Annotated in this window: 19 protein-coding genes; 8 read left to right on the forward strand and 11 right to left on the reverse strand. The window is 69.6% G+C overall.

Going from position 1 to position 21,168, the window contains the following annotated elements; genetic code table 11:
• Window positions 1-9: 9 nt before the first annotated feature.
• Window positions 10-915: a hydroxymethylbilane synthase gene (gene hemC, locus ASD34_RS01605; protein WP_235509935.1), complete on the reverse strand. Its 906-nt coding sequence runs from the start codon at window positions 913-915 to the stop codon at window positions 10-12.
• A gap of 106 nt (window positions 916-1,021) precedes the next feature.
• Between hemC and ppc the strand changes: the two genes are divergently transcribed.
• The 5 genes from ppc (at window position 1,022) to ASD34_RS01630 (ending at window position 6,666) form a co-directional block, all read left to right on the forward strand.
• Entirely contained in the window at window positions 1,022-3,868 is a 2,847-nt protein-coding gene (ppc, locus tag ASD34_RS01610) for a phosphoenolpyruvate carboxylase (protein WP_056572131.1), read from the forward strand.
• Between the two features lie 123 nt (window positions 3,869-3,991).
• Window positions 3,992-4,393, forward strand: coding sequence for a GFA family protein (locus tag ASD34_RS01615; protein ID WP_056572133.1), 402 nt, complete (start codon window positions 3,992-3,994; stop codon window positions 4,391-4,393).
• A complete protein-coding gene (locus ASD34_RS01620) occupies window positions 4,390-4,935 on the forward strand; it encodes a hypothetical protein (RefSeq protein WP_056572134.1) in 546 nt (181 codons plus the stop codon). Before ASD34_RS01615 ends, ASD34_RS01620 begins: the two co-directional genes overlap by 4 nt.
• A 210-nt stretch (window positions 4,936-5,145) precedes the next feature.
• Window positions 5,146-6,405, forward strand: coding sequence for an MFS transporter (locus tag ASD34_RS01625; protein WP_082548459.1), 1,260 nt, complete (start codon window positions 5,146-5,148; stop codon window positions 6,403-6,405).
• A 72-nt stretch (window positions 6,406-6,477) separates the two neighbouring features.
• The gene (locus tag ASD34_RS01630; protein WP_056572135.1) at window positions 6,478-6,666 is read left to right on the forward strand and encodes a GNAT family N-acetyltransferase; all 189 of its coding nucleotides are present in this window, start codon (window positions 6,478-6,480) and stop codon (window positions 6,664-6,666) included.
• On the opposite strand, the gene ASD34_RS01635 is transcribed toward ASD34_RS01630, so the two are convergent.
• On the reverse strand, window positions 6,636-7,565 hold the full coding sequence (locus ASD34_RS01635) for a nitrilase family protein (protein WP_056572138.1): 930 nt from the start codon (window positions 7,563-7,565) through the stop codon (window positions 6,636-6,638). The genes ASD34_RS01630 and ASD34_RS01635 overlap by 31 nt on opposite strands.
• A gap of 114 nt (window positions 7,566-7,679) precedes the next feature.
• On the opposite strand from ASD34_RS01635, the gene ASD34_RS01640 reads away from it, so the two are divergent.
• On the forward strand, window positions 7,680-8,138 hold the full coding sequence (locus ASD34_RS01640; RefSeq protein ID WP_056572140.1) for a winged helix-turn-helix transcriptional regulator: 459 nt from the start codon (window positions 7,680-7,682) through the stop codon (window positions 8,136-8,138).
• Between the two features lie 6 nt (window positions 8,139-8,144).
• Here ASD34_RS01640 and ASD34_RS01645 read toward each other — a convergent pair whose 3' ends face one another.
• From ASD34_RS01645 to ASD34_RS01655, 3 genes are read right to left on the reverse strand one after another with little or no spacing between them, the layout of a single operon-like run.
• Window positions 8,145-9,407 (reverse strand): AI-2E family transporter, encoded by a 1,263-nt coding sequence (locus ASD34_RS01645; protein ID WP_056572143.1) that lies wholly within the window; start codon window positions 9,405-9,407, stop codon window positions 8,145-8,147.
• Complete coding sequence (locus tag ASD34_RS01650; protein ID WP_056572145.1) at window positions 9,404-10,156, reverse strand: LytR/AlgR family response regulator transcription factor; 753 nt, start codon at window positions 10,154-10,156, stop codon at window positions 9,404-9,406. The genes ASD34_RS01645 and ASD34_RS01650 overlap by 4 nt, the downstream gene beginning before the upstream one ends.
• A complete protein-coding gene (locus tag ASD34_RS01655) occupies window positions 10,153-11,229 on the reverse strand; it encodes a sensor histidine kinase (protein ID WP_056572455.1) in 1,077 nt (358 codons plus the stop codon). Before ASD34_RS01655 ends, ASD34_RS01650 begins: the two co-directional genes overlap by 4 nt.
• A gap of 57 nt (window positions 11,230-11,286) precedes the next feature.
• Here ASD34_RS01655 and argH point away from each other — a divergent pair, with 57 nt between their 5' ends.
• Window positions 11,287-12,684 (forward strand): argininosuccinate lyase, encoded by a 1,398-nt coding sequence (argH, locus tag ASD34_RS01660; protein WP_056572148.1) that lies wholly within the window; start codon window positions 11,287-11,289, stop codon window positions 12,682-12,684.
• A gap of 33 nt (window positions 12,685-12,717) precedes the next feature.
• Window positions 12,718-14,196 (forward strand): rhomboid family intramembrane serine protease, encoded by a 1,479-nt coding sequence (locus ASD34_RS01665; protein WP_056572149.1) that lies wholly within the window; start codon window positions 12,718-12,720, stop codon window positions 14,194-14,196.
• 53 nt (window positions 14,197-14,249) lie between these two features.
• On the opposite strand, the gene ASD34_RS01670 is transcribed toward ASD34_RS01665, so the two are convergent.
• The 6 genes from ASD34_RS01670 to ASD34_RS01695 all read right to left on the reverse strand — a co-directional run bounded on the left by ASD34_RS01670 (window position 14,250) and on the right by ASD34_RS01695 (window position 21,145).
• The gene (locus ASD34_RS01670; RefSeq protein WP_056572151.1) at window positions 14,250-15,596 is read right to left on the reverse strand and encodes an MFS family transporter; all 1,347 of its coding nucleotides are present in this window, start codon (window positions 15,594-15,596) and stop codon (window positions 14,250-14,252) included.
• A 143-nt stretch (window positions 15,597-15,739) separates the two neighbouring features.
• Window positions 15,740-16,360 (reverse strand): response regulator transcription factor, encoded by a 621-nt coding sequence (locus ASD34_RS01675; protein ID WP_056572153.1) that lies wholly within the window; start codon window positions 16,358-16,360, stop codon window positions 15,740-15,742.
• Window positions 16,357-18,549 carry a sensor histidine kinase gene (locus ASD34_RS01680; RefSeq protein ID WP_157609602.1) on the reverse strand — a complete coding sequence of 731 codons (2,193 nt, stop codon included), beginning with the start codon at window positions 18,547-18,549 and terminating at the stop codon, window positions 16,357-16,359. The genes ASD34_RS01675 and ASD34_RS01680 overlap by 4 nt, the downstream gene beginning before the upstream one ends.
• 71 nt (window positions 18,550-18,620) lie before the next feature.
• The gene (locus tag ASD34_RS01685) at window positions 18,621-19,922 is read right to left on the reverse strand and encodes a hypothetical protein (RefSeq protein WP_056572155.1); all 1,302 of its coding nucleotides are present in this window, start codon (window positions 19,920-19,922) and stop codon (window positions 18,621-18,623) included.
• Between the two features lie 25 nt (window positions 19,923-19,947).
• Window positions 19,948-20,487, reverse strand: coding sequence for a hypothetical protein (locus ASD34_RS01690; protein WP_056572157.1), 540 nt, complete (start codon window positions 20,485-20,487; stop codon window positions 19,948-19,950).
• A 97-nt stretch (window positions 20,488-20,584) separates the two neighbouring features.
• Window positions 20,585-21,145, reverse strand: coding sequence for a DUF3455 domain-containing protein (locus ASD34_RS01695; RefSeq protein WP_056572159.1), 561 nt, complete (start codon window positions 21,143-21,145; stop codon window positions 20,585-20,587).
• Window positions 21,146-21,168 lie beyond the last annotated feature (23 nt).

The raw sequence follows: 21,168 nt of genomic DNA on the forward strand, positions 1-21,168 counted from the left end.
CCCCGAGGGTCAGTGGGCACCGGCGTCGCGCAGCAGGCCGGCGGCGTGCTGGCCGAGGGCGTCGGCCGTCGCGAAGTCGGCGGCCTCGGCCTGGGCCTGCACACGCACCAGGGGCGCATCGCCTTCCGGGTCGCCCCAGGCGGCGTCGATGCGCAGCGTGCCGTCGGCCTGCCGGCGCGCATGGGCGGCGAGCGGCATGGAGCAGCTGCCGCCCATCGCGCGGCTCACGGCGCGCTCGGCGGTGGTCGAGAGCCAGTCGCCGCGGTGCGCCAGCGGGGCCAGCAGGTCGATGAGGTCCTGGCGGTCGGCGCGCACCTCGATGCCGAGGGCGCCCTGCCCGGCGGCCGGCAGCATGGTGTCGGGGTCGAAGGCGACGCGGATGCGGTCTTCGAGACCGAGCCGCTTGAGCCCGGCCGCCGCAAGCACGATGGCATCGTAGTGGCCTTCGTCGAGCTTGCGCAGGCGGGTGTCGAGGTTGCCGCGCAGCGGTTCGATGCGCAGGTCGGGCCGCTGCGCGCGCAGCAGCACCACGCGGCGCAGGCTCGAGGTGCCGATCACCGCGCCTTGCGGCAGTTCGTCGAGCGAGGCGTAGCGCGGCGACACCAGCGCGTCGCGCGGGTCTTCGCGCTCCAGCACGCAGGCCAGCGTGAAGCCCTCGGGCAGTTCCATCGGCACATCCTTGAGCGAATGCACGGCGATGTCGGCGCGCCCGTCTTCGAGCGCGGCTTCGAGTTCCTTGACGAAGAGGCCCTTGCCGCCGACCTTGCTCAACGTGCGGTCCAGGATCTGGTCACCACGGGTCGTCATGCCCAGCAGGCTGACGCTGTGGCCCCGTTCTTGCAAAAGCGTTTGCACGTGTTCGGCCTGCCACAGGGCCAGCCGGCTTTCGCGCGTGGCGATCACGATGTTGCTCAAGATCGCTCCCAAAAAAGTACATGGTTTCTGACCTCCGGAATGCTAGCATGTTGCGCCGCAGCAACGGAGGCGGCGCGTCCATTCAAGTCCCCAGGAACAACACCGAATGAAAGCCAGCAAGACTCCTGCATCTCCCGCCAAGCGTCGCCAGACCGAAGACCAGCCATTGATCGACGACATCCGGCTGTTGGGCCGAATCCTCGGCGACGTGATCCGGGAGCAGGAGGGTGACGAAACCTATGCGCTGGTCGAGAAGATCCGCACGCTGTCGGTGTCGTTCCGGCGCGACGCCGACCATGCCGCCGACCGCGCGCTGAAGAACCTGCTCAAGGGCCTGAGCGCTGCCGAAACGGTGCGCGTGATCCGCGCGTTCACCTACTTCAGCCACCTGGCCAACCTGGCCGAAGACCGCCACCAGATCCGCCGCCGCACCGAAGCCGAACGCGAAGGCGTGCAGGCCGAGGGCGACCTGCAGACTGCCCTGGTGCGCATCCGCAAGGCGGGCGTGAAGCCCGACGACATCGTCGCCTCGCTGGCCCACAGCTACGTGTCGCCCGTGCTCACCGCGCACCCCACCGAAGTGCAGCGCAAGAGCATCCTCGACGCCGAGCGCGCCATCGCCCTGCTGCTGACGGCGCGCGACGAGATCAAGCTGCGCCAGAACGCCTATGCAGGCGGAAAAGACGCACTTTCGCCGATCGAGCTGGCCGACAACGAAACCCAGATGCGCATCCGCGTCACGCAGATCTGGCAGACGCGCCTCTTGCGCTTCTCCAAGCTCACCGTGGCCGACGAGATCGAGAACGCGCTGAGCTACTACGAAGCCACCTTCCTGCGCGAAATTCCGCGCGTGTACGCCGACCTCGAGAAGGCGCTGGTCCAGGGCGGCGTCACGCCCTCGGTCGCGCCCTTCCTGCGCATGGGCCAGTGGATCGGCGGCGACCGCGACGGCAACCCCAACGTCACGGCCGACACGCTCGACTACGCGCTGAGCCGCCAGTCGGAACTGGCGCTGCGCCACTACCTCACGGAGGTGCACTATCTCGGCGGCGAACTGTCGCTGTCGGCCACGCTGGTCGACGTGTCGGTCGAGATGCAGGCCCTGGCCGAGCGCTCGCCCGACACCAGCGAGCACCGCAAGGACGAGCCCTACCGCCGCGCGCTCACCGGCGTGTACGCGCGCCTGGCCGCCACGCTGCGCGAGCTCAGCGGCGGCGAGGCCGCGCGCCATGCGGTCGCGCCGCAGAACCCGTATGCCAATGCCGAAGAGTTCCTGGCCGAGCTGCGCACCATCGAGGAATCGCTGGTCGAGAAGCACGGCACCGTGCTGGCAGCGCCGCGCCTGCGCCCGCTGATCCGCGCGGTGGAAGTGTTCGGCTTCCACCTGGCCACGGTCGACCTGCGCCAGAGTTCCGACAAGCACGAGGCCGTGATCGCCGAACTGCTGGCCACCGCGCGCATCGAACCCTCGTACGCCTCGCTGGCCGAAGAGGCCAAGCAGACGCTGCTGCTCAAGCTGCTGGACGACGCGCGCCCGCTGCGCGTGCCCGACGCCGACTACTCGCCGCTCGCCCGGAGCGAGCTGGCCATCTTCGCCGCCGCGCGCACGGCCCGTGCGCGCTACGGCGCGGCGGCCATCCGCCACTACATCATCAGCCACACCGAAACGGTGAGCGACCTGCTCGAAGCGCTGCTGCTGCAGAAGGAAGTGGGCCTTCTGCGCGGCGCGATGGACAGCAACGCGACCTGCGACCTCATCGTGGTGCCGCTGTTCGAGACCATCGAGGACCTGCGCAACGCCGCGCCCATCGTGCGCGCCTTCTACGCGCTGCCGAACATCCAGTCGCTCATCGAGCGCTCGGGCGGCGAGCAGGACGTGATGCTCGGCTACAGCGACAGCAACAAGGACGGCGGCATCTTCACCAGCAACTGGGAGCTGTACCGCGCGGGCATCGCGCTGGTGTCGCTGTTCGACGAGCTGAACAAGAAGAAAAAGAACCCGATCCGCCTGCGCATGTTCCACGGCCGCGGCGGCACGGTGGGACGCGGCGGCGGCCCGAGCTACCAGGCCATCCTGGCGCAGCCGCCCGGCACGGTGCGCGGCCAGATCCGCCTCACCGAGCAGGGCGAAGTCATCGGCTCGAAGTACGCCAACCGCGAGATCGGCCGGCGCAACCTCGAGACGCTGGTGGCCGCCACCCTCGAAGCCACGCTGCTGCCGCAGGGCAAGCCGGCGCCGGCCACCTTCCTGTCGGCCGCGGGCGAGCTCTCGACCGCGAGCATGGCCGCGTACCGCAAGCTGGTGTACGAGACCCCGGGCTTCGGCGACTACTTCTTCGGCTCCACGCCGATCCGCGAGATCGCCGAACTCAACATCGGCTCGCGCCCCGCCTCGCGCAACCCGAGCCACAAGATCGACGACCTGCGCGCAGTGCCGTGGAGCTTCAGCTGGGGCCAGTGCCGCCTCACGCTGCCGGGCTGGTTCGGCTTCGGCTCGGGCGTGGAGCAGTTCCTGGCCGCCGCCGGCAACGCCGCGGGCCGCAAGGAGCGACAGGCGCTGCTGCAGCGCATGTACGCGCAGTGGCCGTTCTTTCGCACGCTGCTGTCGAACATGGACATGGTGCTCGCCAAGAGCGACCTCGCGCTGGCCTCGCGCTACGCCGAGCTGGTCACCGACCGCAAGCTGCGCCAGAAGGTGTTCTCGATGATCGAGAGCGAATGGCAGCGCACTTCGGACGCGCTCACGCTCATCACGGGTGCCAAGCAGCGGCTCGAGGGCAATGCCGAAATGCAGCGCTCGGTGCGCCACCGCTTCCCGTACATCGACCCGCTGCACCACCTGCAGGTCGAGCTGATGCGGCGTTACCGCGCGGGCGACGGCGGCGAACGGCTGCAGCGCGGCATCCACATCTCGATCAACGGGGTGGCGGCGGGCCTGCGCAACACGGGCTGATGCGCTGGCGTGCATTCGTGACGACGGGCCCTGCGGGGCCCGTTTTTCATGCGCGGCGCGAACAGGCACACAGGCGCATAGACTCGCAGCCTCACGCCCCCGCGACCCCCACAAGGAAAAGCCATGAAAGGCTCCTGCCTCTGCGGCACCATCCGGTACGAGGCCACGCGCCTCGCCGGTCCCATCGTCCACTGTCATTGCCAGACCTGCCGCAAGGCCCACAGCGCGGCCTTCACGAGCACCGCACGCGCCGACCGTTCCGAGTTCCGCTGGACCGCGGGCGAAGACGCCCTCGGCTCCTTCGAATCGACGCCGGGCAAGCTGCGCCACTTCTGCACCCGCTGCGGCACGCACCTCGTGGCCGAGTGGGTGACGCAGCCGCAGGTGATCCTGCGCGTGGCCTCGCTCGACGACGATCCCGGCACGCGTCCGAGCGCGCACATCTGGACCTCGCACGAGGTGCCCTGGCTGGACCACGGCGCCGGCATTCCCTCCTTTCCCGAAGCGGCAGCGCCCAAGCCATGAGCACCAAGATCCAGTCCCGCCGCAAGCTCATCGTCGCCGTGCTGCTGTGCGTGGCCGTCGGCGGTGCCCTCGTGCGCCACTACGCCGCGCCCGGCTCCACCACGCGCGACATCGGCACGCTGCTGATGGTGCTGTGGGTGCCGATCATCGGCAACGTGATCGCGTGGCTCATCGGCAAGCTCCCGCGGCGCACGCCGAAGCCGGCCCCGCCCGCGGGCTTCGACACACTGCCCGAGTTCACGCCGCACCTGCAGGCGGCACTCACCTTCCGCCGTCCTTCCGTGCCCGCGCAGGACGTGCCGCTGGGCCCCGGCGAATACCGGGGCGCGCTGGTGCTCGGCACCGAAGGCTTCTCGGCGCGCTGGCGCGTGCCGTCGGGCACATCGCTCGCGCGCGGCACGCCGGTCGCGCTCGACATCGAGTTCCTCTCGCCGGTCGTCGCGCAACCGAAGTTCACGCAGGGCACGGCCTTCCGCGTGCTGGTCGACGAGTCGTTCGTGGCCGACGGCCAGGCGCTGCAGTTGCGTCCCGCCCACACCTGAGTTCGTCGGCACGAAAAACGGTGAGGGTCAAAGGCGCCATCGCCGCGCCGTTGGACGGTTCCAGTCATCAAAGGGGTCGATTGTTCGCCTCAGGGAAACTGTCTACTGCTCCACCGCCCCTTGGTCGCAAGGCGGCCCGCTCGCACACTCCAATGCCCCCTCACCGGCATTGGCGCCTTCATCGCCGATGCGTTCAAGGACAGCATCTCCATGATGAATTCTTCCGGCAGCAACCCCTGCATCGACGACCTGGCAGCGCCCGCGCGCGAGGCCGCCACTTCTGACGCCGCGCCCACCCGCTCCGCCTGGCTCGCGGTCGGCTCCATCGCCGTCGGCACCTTCGCGATGGTGTCGACCGAGTTCATGCCCATCGGCCTGCTCACCGACATCGCGCGCGGCCTGAACGTGTCCGACGGCACGGCCGGGCTGATGATCACGATGCCCGGCGTGCTGGCTGCCTTCGCCGGGCCGGCGCTGATCGTCGCCTCGGGCCGGCTCGACCGGCGCACGGTGCTGATCGCGCTCACGCTGTTGCTGATCGGATCGAACCTGCTGGCCGCGTTCGCGCCCAACTTCACGACCATGCTGGTCGCGCGCCTGATGCTCGGCTTGGCCGTGGGCGGCTTCTGGACCTTCGCACCCGCTGCCGCCACGCAGCTGGTGCCCGATGCCTCGAAGGCGCGCGCCATGTCGCTGGTGCTGGCCGGCGTGTCGGCCGCCACGGTGCTCGGCGTGCCCGCGGGCTCGTGGCTGGGCTCGATGTTCGGCTGGCGCGCCTCGTTCGCCGTGACCGGCGCGCTGGCCGCGGCGGTGCTGCTGGTGCAGCTGTGGCTGCTGCCCGCCATTCCGCCGCAGCGCGCGATCGGTGCGCGCGACCTGCTCACGCCGCTCACGCGCCGCATGGCGCAGGTCGGCCTGCTCGCGGTGCTGTTCTTCATCGCCGGCCACTTCGCGGCCTACACCTACCTGAAGCCGCTGCTGCAGCAGGTGTTCGGCCTGCAGGCCAATGCGGTCTCGACGCTGCTGCTGGTCTACGGCGCGGTGGGCTTCATCGGCACGTTCCTGGGCGGCAGCCTGGTGGCACGCAGTGTGCGCGGCACCACCTTGCTGGCGGCGCTGATGCTCGCGACGGCCTTGCTGTTGACCACGGTGATCGGCACCGGCATGGTGGCCGGCGCGGTCGTGGTGGTGATCTGGGGCGTGGCCTTCGGCCTGATCCCGGTGGCGCTCACGGGCTGGATGATGGAAGCCGTGCCCGACGCGCAGGAAGCCGGCCAGGCCCTGCTGGTGACGGGCTTCCAGGTGGCGATCGCCTCGGGCGCACTGATCGGCGGCCTGATGGTCGACAGCCGAGGCATCTCCCCCACGATGGTGCTCAGCGGCGTGCTGGTGCTGATCGCCGCGCTCATCGTCGGCACGCTGGGCCGCGCACGCGGCGGTGCGGCGCCGCTGGCGGCCATTCCGGAGTAAGAACCTTCAACGGCGGCCCCTACCGCGCGCGCTCGGCCTACCGGCGAAGACTCGATCTACGTCGCGCCCGGCGTGCACGGCCACGGCATCGGCCACAGCGGCAACGTGGGCTCGCCGCGGCTGCACGCGAACCTGGGCTTCGAGACCGTCGGCGTGCTGCGCAACGTCGGCTTCAAGTTCGGCCAGTGGGTCGACACGGTGCTGATGCAGCGTGCACTACTCAGCGCCGGTCAGCGCGGCAGTGCCGGCGCGCCCCGATAGCCCAGCATCGCGTCGTACAGATCGGTTCGCCGGTCGCGGTGCAGGTCGTTGAGCGGCGTCCAGATCGGCGCGGAGCGCGCGGCGCCCAGGTCGACGTCGGCGTAGAGGATGGTTTCTTCCTCGGGCCCGGCAATGCGCCCCATCGGCCAGCCGTTCGTGCCCGCGATCAGCGAGTTGCCCATGAAGCCCGTGCCGCGCTCCTGGCCCACGCGGTCGGCGGTGGCGATGAAGACGTTGTTGGCGTGCGCGGCCGTCATCGTCAGGTAGGCCGCCATGCAGACGCCGCTGGCGTCGTACAGCGGCGGCGGCGTCCAGACCCAGCCCGTCGGCACGCAGATGATGTCGGCGCCTTGCTGCGCCACGATGCGCGCGGTCTCGGGAAACCAGATGTCCCAGCACACGAGCAGACCGATGCGGCCGATCTTCGTCTCGAACACCGGGTAGCCCTCGTTGCCGGGCGTGAACCACAGCTTCTCGTTGTTCCACAGGTGCGTCTTGCGGTAGCGGCCGATGTAGCCCTCGGGGCCGACGAGCACGGCGGTGTCGAACAGCTGCATGCCGTCCTGCTCGGCCAGGCAGCCGACGAGGTACACGCCGTGCTTCACCGCGAACGCGACCCAGCCCTGCACCGTGGGGCCGTGCGGCACGGGCTCGGCATGGGCGAAGGCCTCGGCGCGGCCGTTGAAGCAGTAGCCGGTGGTCGCCAGCTCGGGCAGCACGATGAGCTGCGCGCCGCCGGCCACCGCCGCTTCGAGTTGTGCGCGCACCGCGGCGGCATTGCGCGCAAGGTTCTCGACGCCCACCTGCGGGTCGAACTGCACGACGGCCACGCGCAGGGGGCTGGCGCGCAGGCCGGGCACGGCGTCGCCGCCGGAAGGGATGTTGGCTGGGACGGTCATGGTCTTTTTAGGTTTCAAATTAAAACCAGATGCTAGGCCTATTGGTTTTAATTTGCAACCCGTCAAACACCACGGTCTAATCCCGCCATCCCGGGGACGCACAGGAAACACACGATGGCCAGGAGAAAAAGTCTGAGGTTCGACGCCTGCCCGATGGCGCGCGCCCTCGAGGTCGTCGGCGACCAGTGGTCGCTGCTGATCGTGCGCGACGCCTTCGACGGCATGCAGCGCTTCGGCGAGTTCCAGCAGAGCCTGGGCGTGGCGAAGAACATCCTGGCCGACCGGCTGAAGTGGCTGGTGCAGGAAGGCGTGTTCGACCTCGTGCCCGCGTCGGATGGTTCGCTCTACCAGAAGTACGTGCTGACGGCCAAGGGCCGCGGCCTGTTTCCCGTGGTGGTCGGCCTGCGTCACTGGGGCGAAGCCAACCTGTTTGCGCCGGGCGAGCCGCATTCGGTGCTGCTGGAGCGCGAAAGCGGCAAGCCCGTGCCACCGATCGACCTGCGCACGCGCGACGGCCAGCCGCTCGACCCCGGCGCGACCTTCGTGAAGAAGCTGCCCGCGTCCGCCGCCTGATCGGCCCTACTCGCCCAGCAACTCGCCGATCGGCTGCAGGTCTTCCACGCGATCGCAGATGGCCTTGATGACCATGGTGATCGGGATGCCCAGCAGCAGCCCCCAGATGCCCCACAGCCAACCCCAGAAGATCACGCCCACGAACACCGCCACAGGGTTCATGCGGCTGGTGCGGCTGGTGAGCCAGGGCATCAGCAGGTTGCCGACCACCGTGTGGATGGCCAGCGAGACGCCGCCCACGAGCAGCGCCATTTCGATGCTGCTGAACTGCAGGAAGGCCATGAGCCCGGCCGCCACCAGCACGATCACCGAGCCGATGTACGGAATGAGGTTGGTCACGGCCGCGATGATTCCCCACACGGCCGCGTTCTCCACGCCGAGCAGCCAGAAGGCCAGGCCGGTGGCCAGCCCCACCAGCGCGCTCACCAGGATCTGCACCAGCAGGTAGCGTTCGATGTTGCGCGTGATGTCGTCCAGCACGTGCACCGTGACCTTCTTCTTCTGCAGGCTGGGCCCGGTGATCTTGATGAGCTTGCGCCGGAAGGTGTCGCCCGAGCACAGCGCGAAATAGGTGAGAAAGGCCACCAGCGTGAGCTGCCCCATGGCGTTGAGCAGGCCGACCGTGCCACTGAGCAGGTAGTCGCGCACGTTGAAGCCCGGCCGCTCGATGACGACGCGCGCCACGCCCTTGCGCGAGGCGACGCGCGCGGAGTTTTCCTCGGCCGCTTTCTCGAGTTGCGCGGCGGCCTGCTGCACGCTGTCCAGTGGCGTGGCGCTGGCGTTCTTGTTGCGGCGCATGGCCTGGCCGAGCTTCTGCGCCGCGACCGGCAGCGAGTCGAGCAGTTGCGAGGCGCTGCCCGACAGCGAATAGCCGGTCCACCCGAGCCCGCCGAACAGGCCCAGCAGGATCACCGCCGCGCCGATCCAGCGCGGCAGGTACCAGCGGTGCAGGCGCTCGACCAGCGGCGACAGCGCGTAGTTCAGCAGCAGGCTCAGCATCAGCGGCACGAACACGGCCTGGCCCCAGCGCAGCGCGAACACGCTGGCGAGCACGGCCAGCACCACGAGCGAGGCGCTGCGCACGTCGACCGGCATGTGCAGCACGAGGCGCTTGCGCAGCGCGGAGTTCGCATCGTCCTTCGGCGCGACCGGCGCAACAGGTTCGACCGGCGCAGCCGGCGACACCGGCGCGGGCGCAGGCGGCGGTTCGTCGGCGGCCGCGGGACGTGGGGGTGCGGGCTTCGGGCCGGCCGGGGTTTCATCGGTCATCGCGACTCCTTGAGCATCTCGCGCACAGCGGCCAGCTGGCGGCGGGACACCGCCACGGGCTCGGGCACCGAGTCCAGCCGCAGCGCCCAGCCGTCGGCGTCCTCGCCGTCGTCGTAGCGTTCGAGCGCGCGGATCGCCGCGCGCGCCACCAGCGCGTTGCGGTGCACGCGCAGGAAGCGGTTCGGATAGCGCTCCTCGAAATCGTTGAGCGAGCCATCGAGGATGTGGCTGCGCGTGGCGGTGCGCACCGTGAGGTACTTGTATTCGGACTTGAGGTACAGCACCTCGGACAGCGGCACGCGCTCGGCGCGGCCCCGGTCCTGGATCAACACGCACTCGGACGTGGCGTCGGCGGCGGACCCGGCGGCGCGGCGTTCCTTCAGGAAGCGCTCGACCTTCTGCAGCGCCTGCTGCAGCCGCTCGGCGCGCACGGGCTTGGTGAGGTAGTCGACCGCCTCCAGCTCGAACGCCGTGACCGCATGGCTGGCATGCGCCGTCACGAACACCACGGCCGGCGCGTCGGGCCGGCTGCGCAGCGCACGCGCCACCTCGATGCCGTCGACGCCCGGCATGTGCACATCAAGCAGCACCAGGTCGAGGTCCATTGCGGCCAGGTGCGCCAGCGCCTCTTCGCCCTGCGCCGCCTCGGCCGTCACCTCGGCGGCGGGCGAGGTGCAGTCGCGCAGCAGCGTGCGCAGGCGCGAGCGGGCCAGGGCTTCGTCGTCAACGATCAGGGTCTTGAGGCTCATGGGGATTCGGCCGGAATGGCAATGCGTACGCGGTAGTTCTTCTGGTCCATGCCGGCGCTGAACTGCATCTGCATGTCGTGCAGCAGGCGCAGCCGCTCGCGCACGTTGTCCAGCGCGATGCCGTGGCCGCGCGGCAGCGGCTCGTCGGCCCAGCGCAGGGGCGGCAGGCTGTTGACCACCTCGATCACGACCATGCCGCCGCGCCGCTCGGTGCGGATGCGCAGCTTGGCGCCGTCGGGGCTGGGCTCCACGCCGTGCTTGATGGCGTTCTCGACCAGCGGCTGCAGCAGCAGCGGCGGCAGGCGCGCGTCGCTCGCGGCGGCATCGAGGTCCCAGCGGATGCGCAGGCGGTCGCCGAAGCGCACCTGCTCGATCGCCAGGTAGCGCTCGGCCAGCGCGATCTCGTCGGCCAGCGTGCCCGATTCGCCGGGCACGGTGAGCGCCTGGCGGAACAGCTCGGCCAGGTCTTCGAGCATGGTCTCGGCCTTGGCCGGCTCCTCGCGCACCAGCGCGATGGCGCTGTTGAGCGTGTTGAAAAGGAAGTGCGGGCGGATGCGCGACTGCAGCTCTTCGAGCCGGGCCGTGGTCGCGGCCGGCGTCTGGCCGCGCGCGCGCAGCACCATTGCAGCCATCACCAGCCCCGCGAACAGCGCGCCGGCCAGCGCACTGGCCAGCCACGGCGCGCTGGCGATCACGCCGGTGAGGCGCAGCAGGCCGCAACCATACAGCGAAGCCACGGCGCCGAGCACCGCGCCCGCGGCGTACTGGGCCGGTGGCGGCAGGCGCCGCAACTGTTTCTTGAGGCCGCAGGCTGCCACCAGCCACAGCAGCGTGGCGGGCAACGCGCCGCCCGTGACCGTGGCCGCCTGCACCAGCCATTCGCCGAACGTGCCGACCACGAACAACGTGGCCACCGCCACCACCGCCTCGACGAACACCACGGTGCGCAGCACCACGCCGATCTGGCAGGCGTCGAACAGCGCCGGGCCACCGCGCACGGACGCGCGCGCGCGTTCCGGCGACGAAGCGGACGTGGAGGGAGAGCTGGCCGATAAAATCGCCGGGTTGCGCATCGCAGACATCAGATCCATCGGGTGACCAACCCATTATTGCCTTCCTGGACGGCTCCCATGACCCAAAACCAACTCGACAAGAAATCCGAAGCCTGGTCGGCCCTGTTCTCAGAACCGATGAGCGACCTGGTGAAGCGCTACACCTCCAGCGTCTTCTTCGACAAGCGCCTGTGGCAGGCCGACATCGAGGGCTCGCTGGCGCACGCCGGCATGCTCGCCGCCCAGGGCATCATCAGCGTGCAGGACCACGCCGCCATCGAGCGCGGCATGGCGCAGATCCGCGGCGAGATCGAATCCGGTGCCTTCGAGTGGAAGCTCGACCTCGAGGACGTGCACCTGAACATCGAGGCCCGCCTGACCCAGCTCGTGGGCGATGCCGGCAAGCGCCTGCACACCGGCCGCAGTCGCAACGACCAGGTCGCCACCGACGTGCGCCTGTGGCTGCGCGGCGAGATCGACCTCATCGGCGACCTGCTGGTTGACCTGCAGAAGGCGCTGGTCGACATCGCCGAGAAGAACGTCGAGGTGATCCTGCCCGGCTTCACCCACCTGCAGGTGGCGCAGCCCGTGAGCTTCGGCCACCACATGCTGGCCTACGTGGAAATGTTCAGCCGCGACGCCGAGCGCATGGGCGAGGTGCGCAAGCGCGTCAACCGCCTGCCGCTGGGCGCCGCCGCCCTGGCCGGCACCAGCTACCCGCTGGACCGCGAGCTCGTGGCGCGCACCCTGAAGATGGACAGCGTCTGCCAGAACAGCCTGGACGCCGTGAGCGACCGCGACTTCGCGATCGAGTTCACCGCCGCCGCCAGCCTGTGCATGGTGCACGTGAGCCGCCTCTCGGAAGAACTCATCATCTGGATGAGCCAGAACTTCAGCTTCATCAACATCGCCGACCGCTTCACCACGGGCTCGTCGATCATGCCGCAGAAGAAGAACCCCGACGTGCCCGAGCTGGCGCGCGGCAAGACCGGCCGCGTGGTCGGCCACCTGATGGCGCTGATCACGCTCATGAAGGGCCAGCCGCTGGCCTACAACAAGGACAACCAGGAAGACAAGGAGCCGCTGTTCGACACCGTCGACACGCTCAAGGACACCCTGCGCATCTTTGCCGAGATGATCGGCGGCATCACCGTCAAGCCCGAGGCCATGGAAGCCGCGGCGCTGCGCGGCTACGCCACCGCCACCGACCTGGCCGACTACCTCGTGAAGAAGGGGCTGCCCTTCCGCGACGCGCACGAAACCGTGGCCCACGCCGTGAAGGCTGCCACCTCGCACCAGGTCGACCTGTCGGAGCTGCCGCTGTCGGTGCTGCAGCAGTTCAACCCGAACATCGAGAAGGACGTGTACGACGTGCTGAGCCTGCGCGGCTCGCTCAATGCGCGCAACGTGCTGGGCGGTACCGCGCCCGCGCAGGTCAAGGCCCAGGTCGCCCGCCACCGCGCCCGTCTCGGCTGAAGCCCGCGGCCGCACCACCGAGGGCCGCGCTTCATGTTCTACGCCATCCCGCTCGAAAACAGGCCGAGCTGGCGCAACCCGCCGTGGATGACGGTGCTGCTGATCCTCCTGAACATGCTCGTGTTCTGGGGGCCGCAGCGCAGCGAGGAGAACGGGCGCGAGCGCGCTGCGCAGTTCTATGTGCAGAGCGTGCTGCCCGAACTGGAACTGCCGCCCTTCGTCGAATGGCTCGAAAAGACGGACCCCAAGCGCGGCAAGATGGCACGCCGCGCGTTGCGGCATGAAGAGGCCTACCCGCAGCTGCTCGAAGGCCTGCAGAACGACAAGCCCTTCCTGAAGAAACTGCGCGCCGACGAGGTCGTCACCCCCACGAACCCACAGTACGCCGAGTGGCAGCGCGACCGGCGCCAGTACGAGGCGATGCTGCCCGCGCCTTTCACTGCGCGCTGGTCGCAGGACTACGGCAAGGACGCCGAGTTCAAGCCCTGGACCTGGCTCACCGCCGCCTTCCTGCACGGCAGCACCGGCCACCTGTTGGGCAACATGCTGTTCCTCTTCCTGTTCGGCTTCTCGGTCGAACTGGCGCTGGGGCGCGGCACCTACCTGGGCTTCTACCTGCTCGGCGCCGTGGGCGCGTCGCTGCTGGCCGGCTGGGCCTACGCGGGCAAGGGCGGCTACGGGCTGGGCGCCTCGGGTGCGATCTCGGCGCTGATGGGCATGTACGCCGTGATGTACCGGCTGCGGCGCATCCGCTTCTTCTACCAGCTGTTCTTCTATTTCAACTACGTCACGGCGCCCGCCCTGCTCTTGCTGCCGGCCTGGATCGCCAACGAGCTGGTGCAGCACTGGATCGGCGGCCAGGGCATCGCCTACATGGCCCACCTGGGCGGTCTGCTGACAGGCGCCGCACTGATGGCCGGCGCCATGTGGCTGGGCCGCGTGAAGACGCCCGAGACCGTGAAGTCGGAAATGGTGACCGACGACCACCGCTTCGCGCAGCACGTGGCCGCCGCGCGCAAGCTGTCGGCGGCAATGAAGTTCGAGCCCGCGTGTGCCGAATGGCGCGCCGCCGCCGCCCTGCGCCCCGGCGACACCGACACGCTGCGCGCCTGGTTCCACACCGCGCGCCTGCAGCCCGCCAGCGACGACTTCCACCAGGCCGCGCGCCGCATCTTCCGCCTGCCCGCCACCGACGCCGACACGCTGGCACTGCAGCACAGCAGCTTCACGACCTACCTCGACCAGGCCAGGCCGGGCGTGCGCCTGAAGCCCGACGACATGGCCCGGCTGGCGCGCCGCTTCGCGCGCATCCGCCAGTTCGGCGACGCCGACACGCTCTGCCGCATCCTGCTGAAGACCGCGCCCGACCACCCCGAGCTGGCCGACACGCTCTCGGTGTGCGCCAACGGCCTGCTGCATGCGGGCGAACGCGATCGCGCCCTGGGCCTGCTGCCGCACCTGCTGCGGCTGGCGCCCAACGACATGGTCACGCGCACCCTGCAGCGCGCATGAAAAAACCCGGCACATGGCCGGGTTCGCAGGTTCGGGGGTGAAGCGCGCTGCGCTTACTTGTCGTTGTGCAGGTACGTCGCCTGCTTCGGCAGCAGCAGGCTGACCAGGAAGGCCACGCCCATCATCGCCGTCACGTACCAGTAGAAGTACGACTCGTGGCCGATCGACTTCAGGCCCAGCGCCACGTACTCGGCGCTGCCGCCGAAGATGGCGTTGCCCACCGCGTACGACAGGCCCACGCCCAGCGCGCGCACTTCGGGCGGGAACATCTCGGCCTTCACGATGCCGCTGATCGAGGTGTAGAAGCTCACCACCGCCAGCGCCAGCGTGATCAGCACGCCGGCCATCAGCGGGCTGCCCACGCTTTGCAGGTTGCTCAGCACGGGCACCGTCATCAGCATGCCCAGGGCGCCGAACAGCAGCATGTTGCTGCGCCGACCGATGCGGTCCGACAGCGCGCCGAACAGCGGCTGCATGCACATGTACAGGAACAGGCAAGCCGTCATCACGTTGCTGGCGGTCTTGATCGACATGCCGGCCGAGTTCACCAGGTACTTCTGCATGTAGGTGGTGAAGGTGTAGAAGATCAGCGAGCCGCCGGCCGTGTAGCCCAGCACCACGAGAAAGGCGCGCTTGTGGTGCTTGAACAGTTCGGCGACGCTGCCGGCGCCCTTGGCGGCGCGGGTCTTCGTGCTGGCGGTTTCGGTCAGCGTGCGGCGCAGCATCAGTGCCACGATGGCGGCCACAGCGCCCAGCACGAAGGGAATGCGCCAGCCCCAGGCCTTGAGCTCGGCCTCGTCGAGTACCTGCTGCAGCACCACCACGACCACCACGGCCAGCAGCTGGCCGCCGATCAGGGTGACGTACTGGAACGACGAGAAGAAGCCGCGCTGGCCGCGCATGGCCACTTCGCTCATGTAGGTGGCAGTGGTGCCGTACTCGCCACCGACCGACAGGCCCTGCAGCAGGCGCGCGGCCAGCAGCAGCGCGGGCGCCCAGGCGCCGATCTGCGCGTAGGTGGGCAGGCAGGCAATGACCAGCGAGCCCACGCACATCATGACGACCGAGGTCACCATCGACGTCTTGCGGCCCTTGCGGTCGGCCAGCCGGCCGAACAGCCAGCCGCCGATCGGGCGCATCAGGAAACCGGCGGCGAACACGCCGGCGGTGTTCAGCAGCTGGACCGTCGGGTCCGACTTGGGGAAGAACGAGGGCGCGAAGTAGATCGCGCAGAAGGCGTAGACGTAGAAGTCGAACCACTCCACCAGGTTGCCGGACGAGGCGGCAAAGATCGCGAAGATGCGCTTGCGCTTTTCCTCGAAGGTGTAGGGGGTGGTGTCGCGGGTCGCGTCCGGGCTGGAAGCGCCGGCGCTCGTGCTGCTGCTGGCAATGGCGGTCATGCGGGGGTCCTTGTCTCTGGCTGCAGCCCCCGCGAAGCCCGCGGAAAGCCGTGCCGGGGAGTCTGGTCCGCCGGGGGCGCGCTGTCGTCCGTAGGCCCCCGCCGCCGGGCTACGTACCCGTACGCAGGGGTAAACCCTAAGTTCTAGAGACCATGCTCGCGCAGGAAGCGGTCGAGCTCCAGGCTGCTCGAAAAACCCAGTTTCGCGAACATGTGGGCCCGGTGCGTTTCCACGGTGCGCAGTTCCAGCGGCGCGAGCTCCTGGGCGATGCGCTTGTTGGGCAGGCCTTCGGCGACGAGCCGGGCGACCTGCATCTCGCGCGGCGTGAGCTTGGCCCACAGCGCCTGCGCGGCCTGCCGGGCCTGGCGGCGCACGGCGATTTCTTCGGCCTTCTGCAGCGCCTTGGCGATGCTGTCGAGCAGGCGCTCGTCGTTGCAGGGTTTCTCCAGCCAGCCGAAGGCGCCGTTCTGCACCGCCTCGACCGCCATCGGGATGTCGCCGTGCCCGGACAGGAAGATCACGACCAGCGGGCTGTCCTGGGCGCGCAGCGCGTCGAACACCTGCAGGCCGCTCATGCCTTCCATGCGCAGGTCGAGGATGGCGCAGCCCGGGCGCTGCAGGTCGGCGCCGGCCAGGAAGGCCTCGCCCGAGGCGAAGGCCTGCACCGCGTGGCCGCGCGACAGCAGCAGCAGGCCCAAAGAGCGGCGCACGGCCTCGTCGTCGTCGACGACGCACAGGTGGTTGGCAAGCAGGGGTGCGTTCACGGGGAAGCCTCCAGTTCGAGGGTGAAGACCGTGCCGCCGCCGGGTCGGTCGGCGAACGACAAGCGGCCGCGGTGGGCCTCCACGATGGTGCGGCAGATGTTCAGGCCCAGCCCGAGGCCACCGGCCTTGGTGGTGAAGAAGGGCGCGAAGACCTGCTCGGCCAGCGCGGCGTCGATGCCGGGGCCGTGGTCGGCGATGCGGATGTGCACGCGCCCTTCGCGCAGCTCGGCCTCGACCTCGACCACGCGCCGCTCGGGCGGCGTGCCTTGCTGCATCGCCTGCAGGCTGTTCGACAGCAGGTTCAGCAGCACCTGCTCGAGCAGCACGCGGTCGCCGCGCACGGGCGGTAGCGCGGGCGCCACGCGCACTTCGGCGCGCACCTGCCGCTGGCGCATCTCGCCCTGCAGCAGCGCCAGCGCGTTGGCCACCAGCGCGGCCACGGCGCAGTCTTCGGTGCCGGCGGTGCGCTGGCGCACGAAGCCGCGGATGCGCCGCACGATCTCGGCGCTGCGCTTGGCCTGCGCGACGGTCTCGTCGAGGCTGCTGGCCAGCAGCGGCTGGTTGCCCTGCTCGGCGAAGGCCTTGGCGGCGCTGGCGAAATTGCTCAGCGCCATCAGCGGCTGGTTGAGTTCGTGGGCCAGCGTGGACGCCATCTCGCCCAGGCTGGCCAGGCGCTGCGCGTGCTGCAGCTGCTCGTCGTTCTGGCGCTGGCGCAGCTCGGCGCGCTTCTGCTCGGTGATGTCGACCACCGAGCTCATCCAGCCGCTGTGGCGGCCGTCGGCGTCGATGAGCCGCGCGGTGTAGACCATGGTGATGACCTCGTGTCCGTCTCGATGCCGCAGGCGCGACTCGAAGCCGGAGCGCGCGGGCTGCCCGCTCATCATGGCCTCGTAGCGGAACCAGTGTTGCGTCACGTCGTCGGGGTGCCAGTAGGGGTACGGCGGTAGCCGGCCCAGCAGCTCGTCGGCGCCGTAGCCGGTCATTTCGCAGAAGGCCGGGTTGACGTAGATGATGCGGCCCTGCAGGTCGCGCGCGCGCATGCCGACGAGCAGCGAGTCTTCCATCGCCTTGCGGAAGGCGTGGGCCTGGTCGAGCTCGTGGGTGCGCTCGCGCACGCGCAGCTCCAGGTCGCGCCGCGCGTCGCGCTGCTCGGCGAAGCGGCGCTCGCGCAGCCGCCAGTACAGCGCGCCCAGCAGCAGCACGCCGGCGCCCAGCAGGCCGAGCATCCAGGTGCGCTCGCGCGCGCGGGTGACTTCGGCATGGTCGGCCATCACCGTGAGGGTCCAGCCCAGGTCGGGCAAGGGCTCGTCCACCGCGAGGAAGCGGCGCGCCTTGCCGCCGACCGTCGTGCGCACCAGGTAGCCCGGCGAATCTTCGAGGTGCGTGACGCGCCATGGCAGCGGCGCGAAGCGGGTGCGCGTGCCGTACTGCTGGTCGTGCGCGATGCCGGCCAGGTCGGCGGGGCTCAGCGGCCGCGTGGCCTGGTACATCCAGCCCGGCACCGAGCTCAGGAACACGATGCCGCGCGCGTCGGTCAGCAGGATCGGGTCGCGCACGAAGGCCCAGGCGTCGTGCAGCTGGCGCAGGCTGACCTTGACGGTGACCACGCCCAGCACCTCGCCTCCGCCCTCGGCGCGCACCGGCGCCGACATGAACAGCCCCGGCTCGCCCGTGGTCTGGCCCACGCCGTAGAACAGGCCGCGCCGCCCGGCGCGCGCGTCGAGAAAATACGGCCGGTTGGCGTACGACTCGCCCACGAAGCTCTGCGGCGTGGCCCAGTTGCTCGCGGCCAGCGTGAGGCCCTGCGGGTCGGTGAGGTACAGCGCGTCGGAGCCCGCGAGGCGGTTCACTTCCTCGATGTGGTGGTTGGCGCGCTGCCGCGCGGCGGGGTCCTGCGGATGGGCCAGCACGGCGAGCACGTCGGGATGCATGCCGGCGGTGAACGGCAGGTAGCCGTACTTGCCGGCGGCGTCGCGCAGGCCGAGCACGTGCACTTCCATGGCGCGGCGGATCGAGTCGGCCTGGAAGTTCGCCTCGCGCCGCGCGGCCCACTGGCCGGCCGCGGCGATCAGCAGCAGCGCCAGCGCTACGGCGCCCGCCCAGGCCACCAACGCGCGGCGGCGGGAACGCGCCGGCGATGCAGACGAAGAGGAAGCAGGAAGAGACGGTTCGGGCGAAAGGGGCGGCATGGGAGGCAGGTCCGCAGGTCCGGCCGGCGCGGCGTGCGGAATTTTGCCCTGATCCGCGGGCCGGCCCTCTCTCAGGCCGCCGGCCGCAGCAGCCAGCGCACTTCCTGTGTCTGCTCGCTCTCGGGGTAGCGCGCCTCGAGCGTCGTAAGGATCGGCTGCGCCATGTCCGTGCGGCCGAGCCCCTGCACCAGCGCGCGGGCCGCGAGTTCGTAGGCCTGCGGAATCGCCGCGTGGCCGCGGAAGCGCTTGTCGAAGCCCGACAGCAGCGCGAGCGTGCCGTGGGCGTCGCCGCCGCGCCATTCGGCGCGGGCCATGGCGATGACCATGGCCGGGTCGTCGAGCACGAAGCTCTTGTCGATGGCGCGGCAGGCCTTGAAGACCTTCAGCGCGTCCGACGCGAGGTCGCGCCGCATCAGCAGCGGAATGAAGCGGCGCGCATGGTCGAACAGCGTGTCCTTCTTGTCGGGCATGAGCGCCAGCACGCGGTGGTAGCGGCGCTGCGCGGCCAGGTCGTCGGCGTCGGCGGTGCGCTGCGCCTCGTAGGCGATGCCCAGCGCGGCGGCCAGGTCGCCGTCGGTGATGCACTGCGCCACCTCGGCGTCGGTGCGCTGCGCGGCGATCTGTGCGGGCGTGCGGCGGTCGGCGGGTGCGCCGTCGTCGGCGCCCGCACCAGGCGCGAGGTCGATGCCGAAGGCGTCGTGGTGCTGGTACATCACGTAGCCCAGGAGGCTGGCCATCACCCAGCCGAAGTAGATGAACGCGAAGTTGACGATCGGCAACACGATGCGCCCGTCGAACACCGGCAGCACCATCGAGATCGCCACCTGCGCGCCCGTGCTCAGCAGGAACAGGAAGAAGCACAGCAGCGCATAGGGCCAGCCGATGGTGCGCATCGCGTCCATCACGTAGCCCGGGTTCATGGCCTGGAAGAAGCTGCCCGATTGCACCAGCACGATCACCGCCGCCGGGAAGGTGAAGGACATGATGAAGAGGCCCACCGTGCCCAGCACCGGCTCGTACCAGGCGAGCCAGCCGATGAGCATCGTCTGCACCAGCGAGATGGCGAAGAGCTTCCACGGCAGGTAGGTCCACTCGTCGCTCGATTCGCGCCCGAAGTCGGCCGAGTCGCGGATGCCGCGCGCGCCCAGCGCAATGACCTTGAAGCCGTAGCGGCTGGCCGCCAGGATGATGCCGACCTCGATGACGACGAAGGCCAGCGCATCGGGCAGGAAGAACACGGCCTCGAACAGCAGGCTGCAGAACGACAGCACCAGGCCGTAGGCCAGCGGCCGCAGCTGGAGCGGAAAGGCGAAGAAACTGTTGAGGCGGTGCCAGAACGGCGGGGGCGGCGGCAGGGAGTCGCGGTCGATCATGGCGGGGCCTGTTCTGCGGCTGCGGCTACTTGCGGAAGAAATCGCTCTGGCTCATCGCGCCCGCGCCGCCCAGGCGCACCACGGTGACGCCGCTGGAATGCACGAGGCGCATCTGGCCGAGTTCGCGCTCCAGGCGCTGGGTGAAATTGCTTTTGTACTGCAGCACCGACTCGCCCATCTTCAGCACGCTGGTGCCCGTGACGGTCGCGCTCTTGCGGTCGGTCGCCACCTCGATGCTGTCGATGTGGTAGTCGTACTCGATGGTGAGGATGCCGCCCATGCGGTCGCCGACGGTGCGAAACAGCTCGACGTTTTCCTTCACCGAGTCGCAGGCTTCGTCGCGGTTCTGCGTGGTCTCGACGGTGCGGCCCATCGCCGTGACCTTGCTTTCGATCACCGCCTTGCGGCTGAGCTTCTTGCAGATCGCGTCGGCGTCGCGCGAGTAGATGGCGTGGGCGTCCTTCTGGTAGTAGTCGCGCACCATCGCCTCGTCGAGCTTGCGGCCGCCGACAAAGAAGAACCACGCGCCCACGCAGAGCGCGATCACGATCGCAATTTGCTTCATTCCCGCCCCCGCGCGCACGCGGTCCCGCTCCGTTTTGCGGCGCAGTATACGTTGCCGAATGTTTCCAGACGGCGGCGGGATGAGGGCTCTTGGCGCGTCAGCCGGCGCGGTAGAAGATGTAGTCGGCCTGGTACTTCACGACCTGTTTCTGGCCCATGTTCGTGGCGCCACAGGCGGCGGCGGGGGCCACGCCACCCTGCGTGGCGACGCGCTGGATGTAGCTCACGCCCTGCATGGCGCCCATGCCGGTGGCGGGATTGGCCTTCACCAACTGGTGGGGAATGTTGCCGGTGCCGTTCGGCGCCACCGCCACCTGCGTGGCCGTGACCTTCGAGCCGTCGGCGTTCTCCCAGGTGGCGGGCGGGCCATAGTATTTGCCGACCTGCTTGCCGGCGCGGTCCATCAGCCTGGCGTCGGGGCCGACGAACACCCATTCATGCTGGCCCGGCATGTTGGCCTTGGCGCGGCATTCGTAGGTGATGTCGCCCGCGCCCACGGTTTCCATGGCCACGCGGTGGCCAGCGGGCACCTTCACGGCGTCGGGCAGGCTGGCCTGCGAGAACATCGGCAGGGGCTTGGCGCCCATGCCGGAACAGGCGGCCAGGCCAAGCGCCGCTGCGGTGGTGGAAGCCAGGACGGTCAGGGTGCGGATGTGCATGGTCGTTTCCTCGGTGTCTGATC

The organism is Variovorax sp. Root473 (assembly GCF_001426505.1).
GTDB lineage: Bacteria > Pseudomonadota > Gammaproteobacteria > Burkholderiales > Burkholderiaceae_C > Variovorax.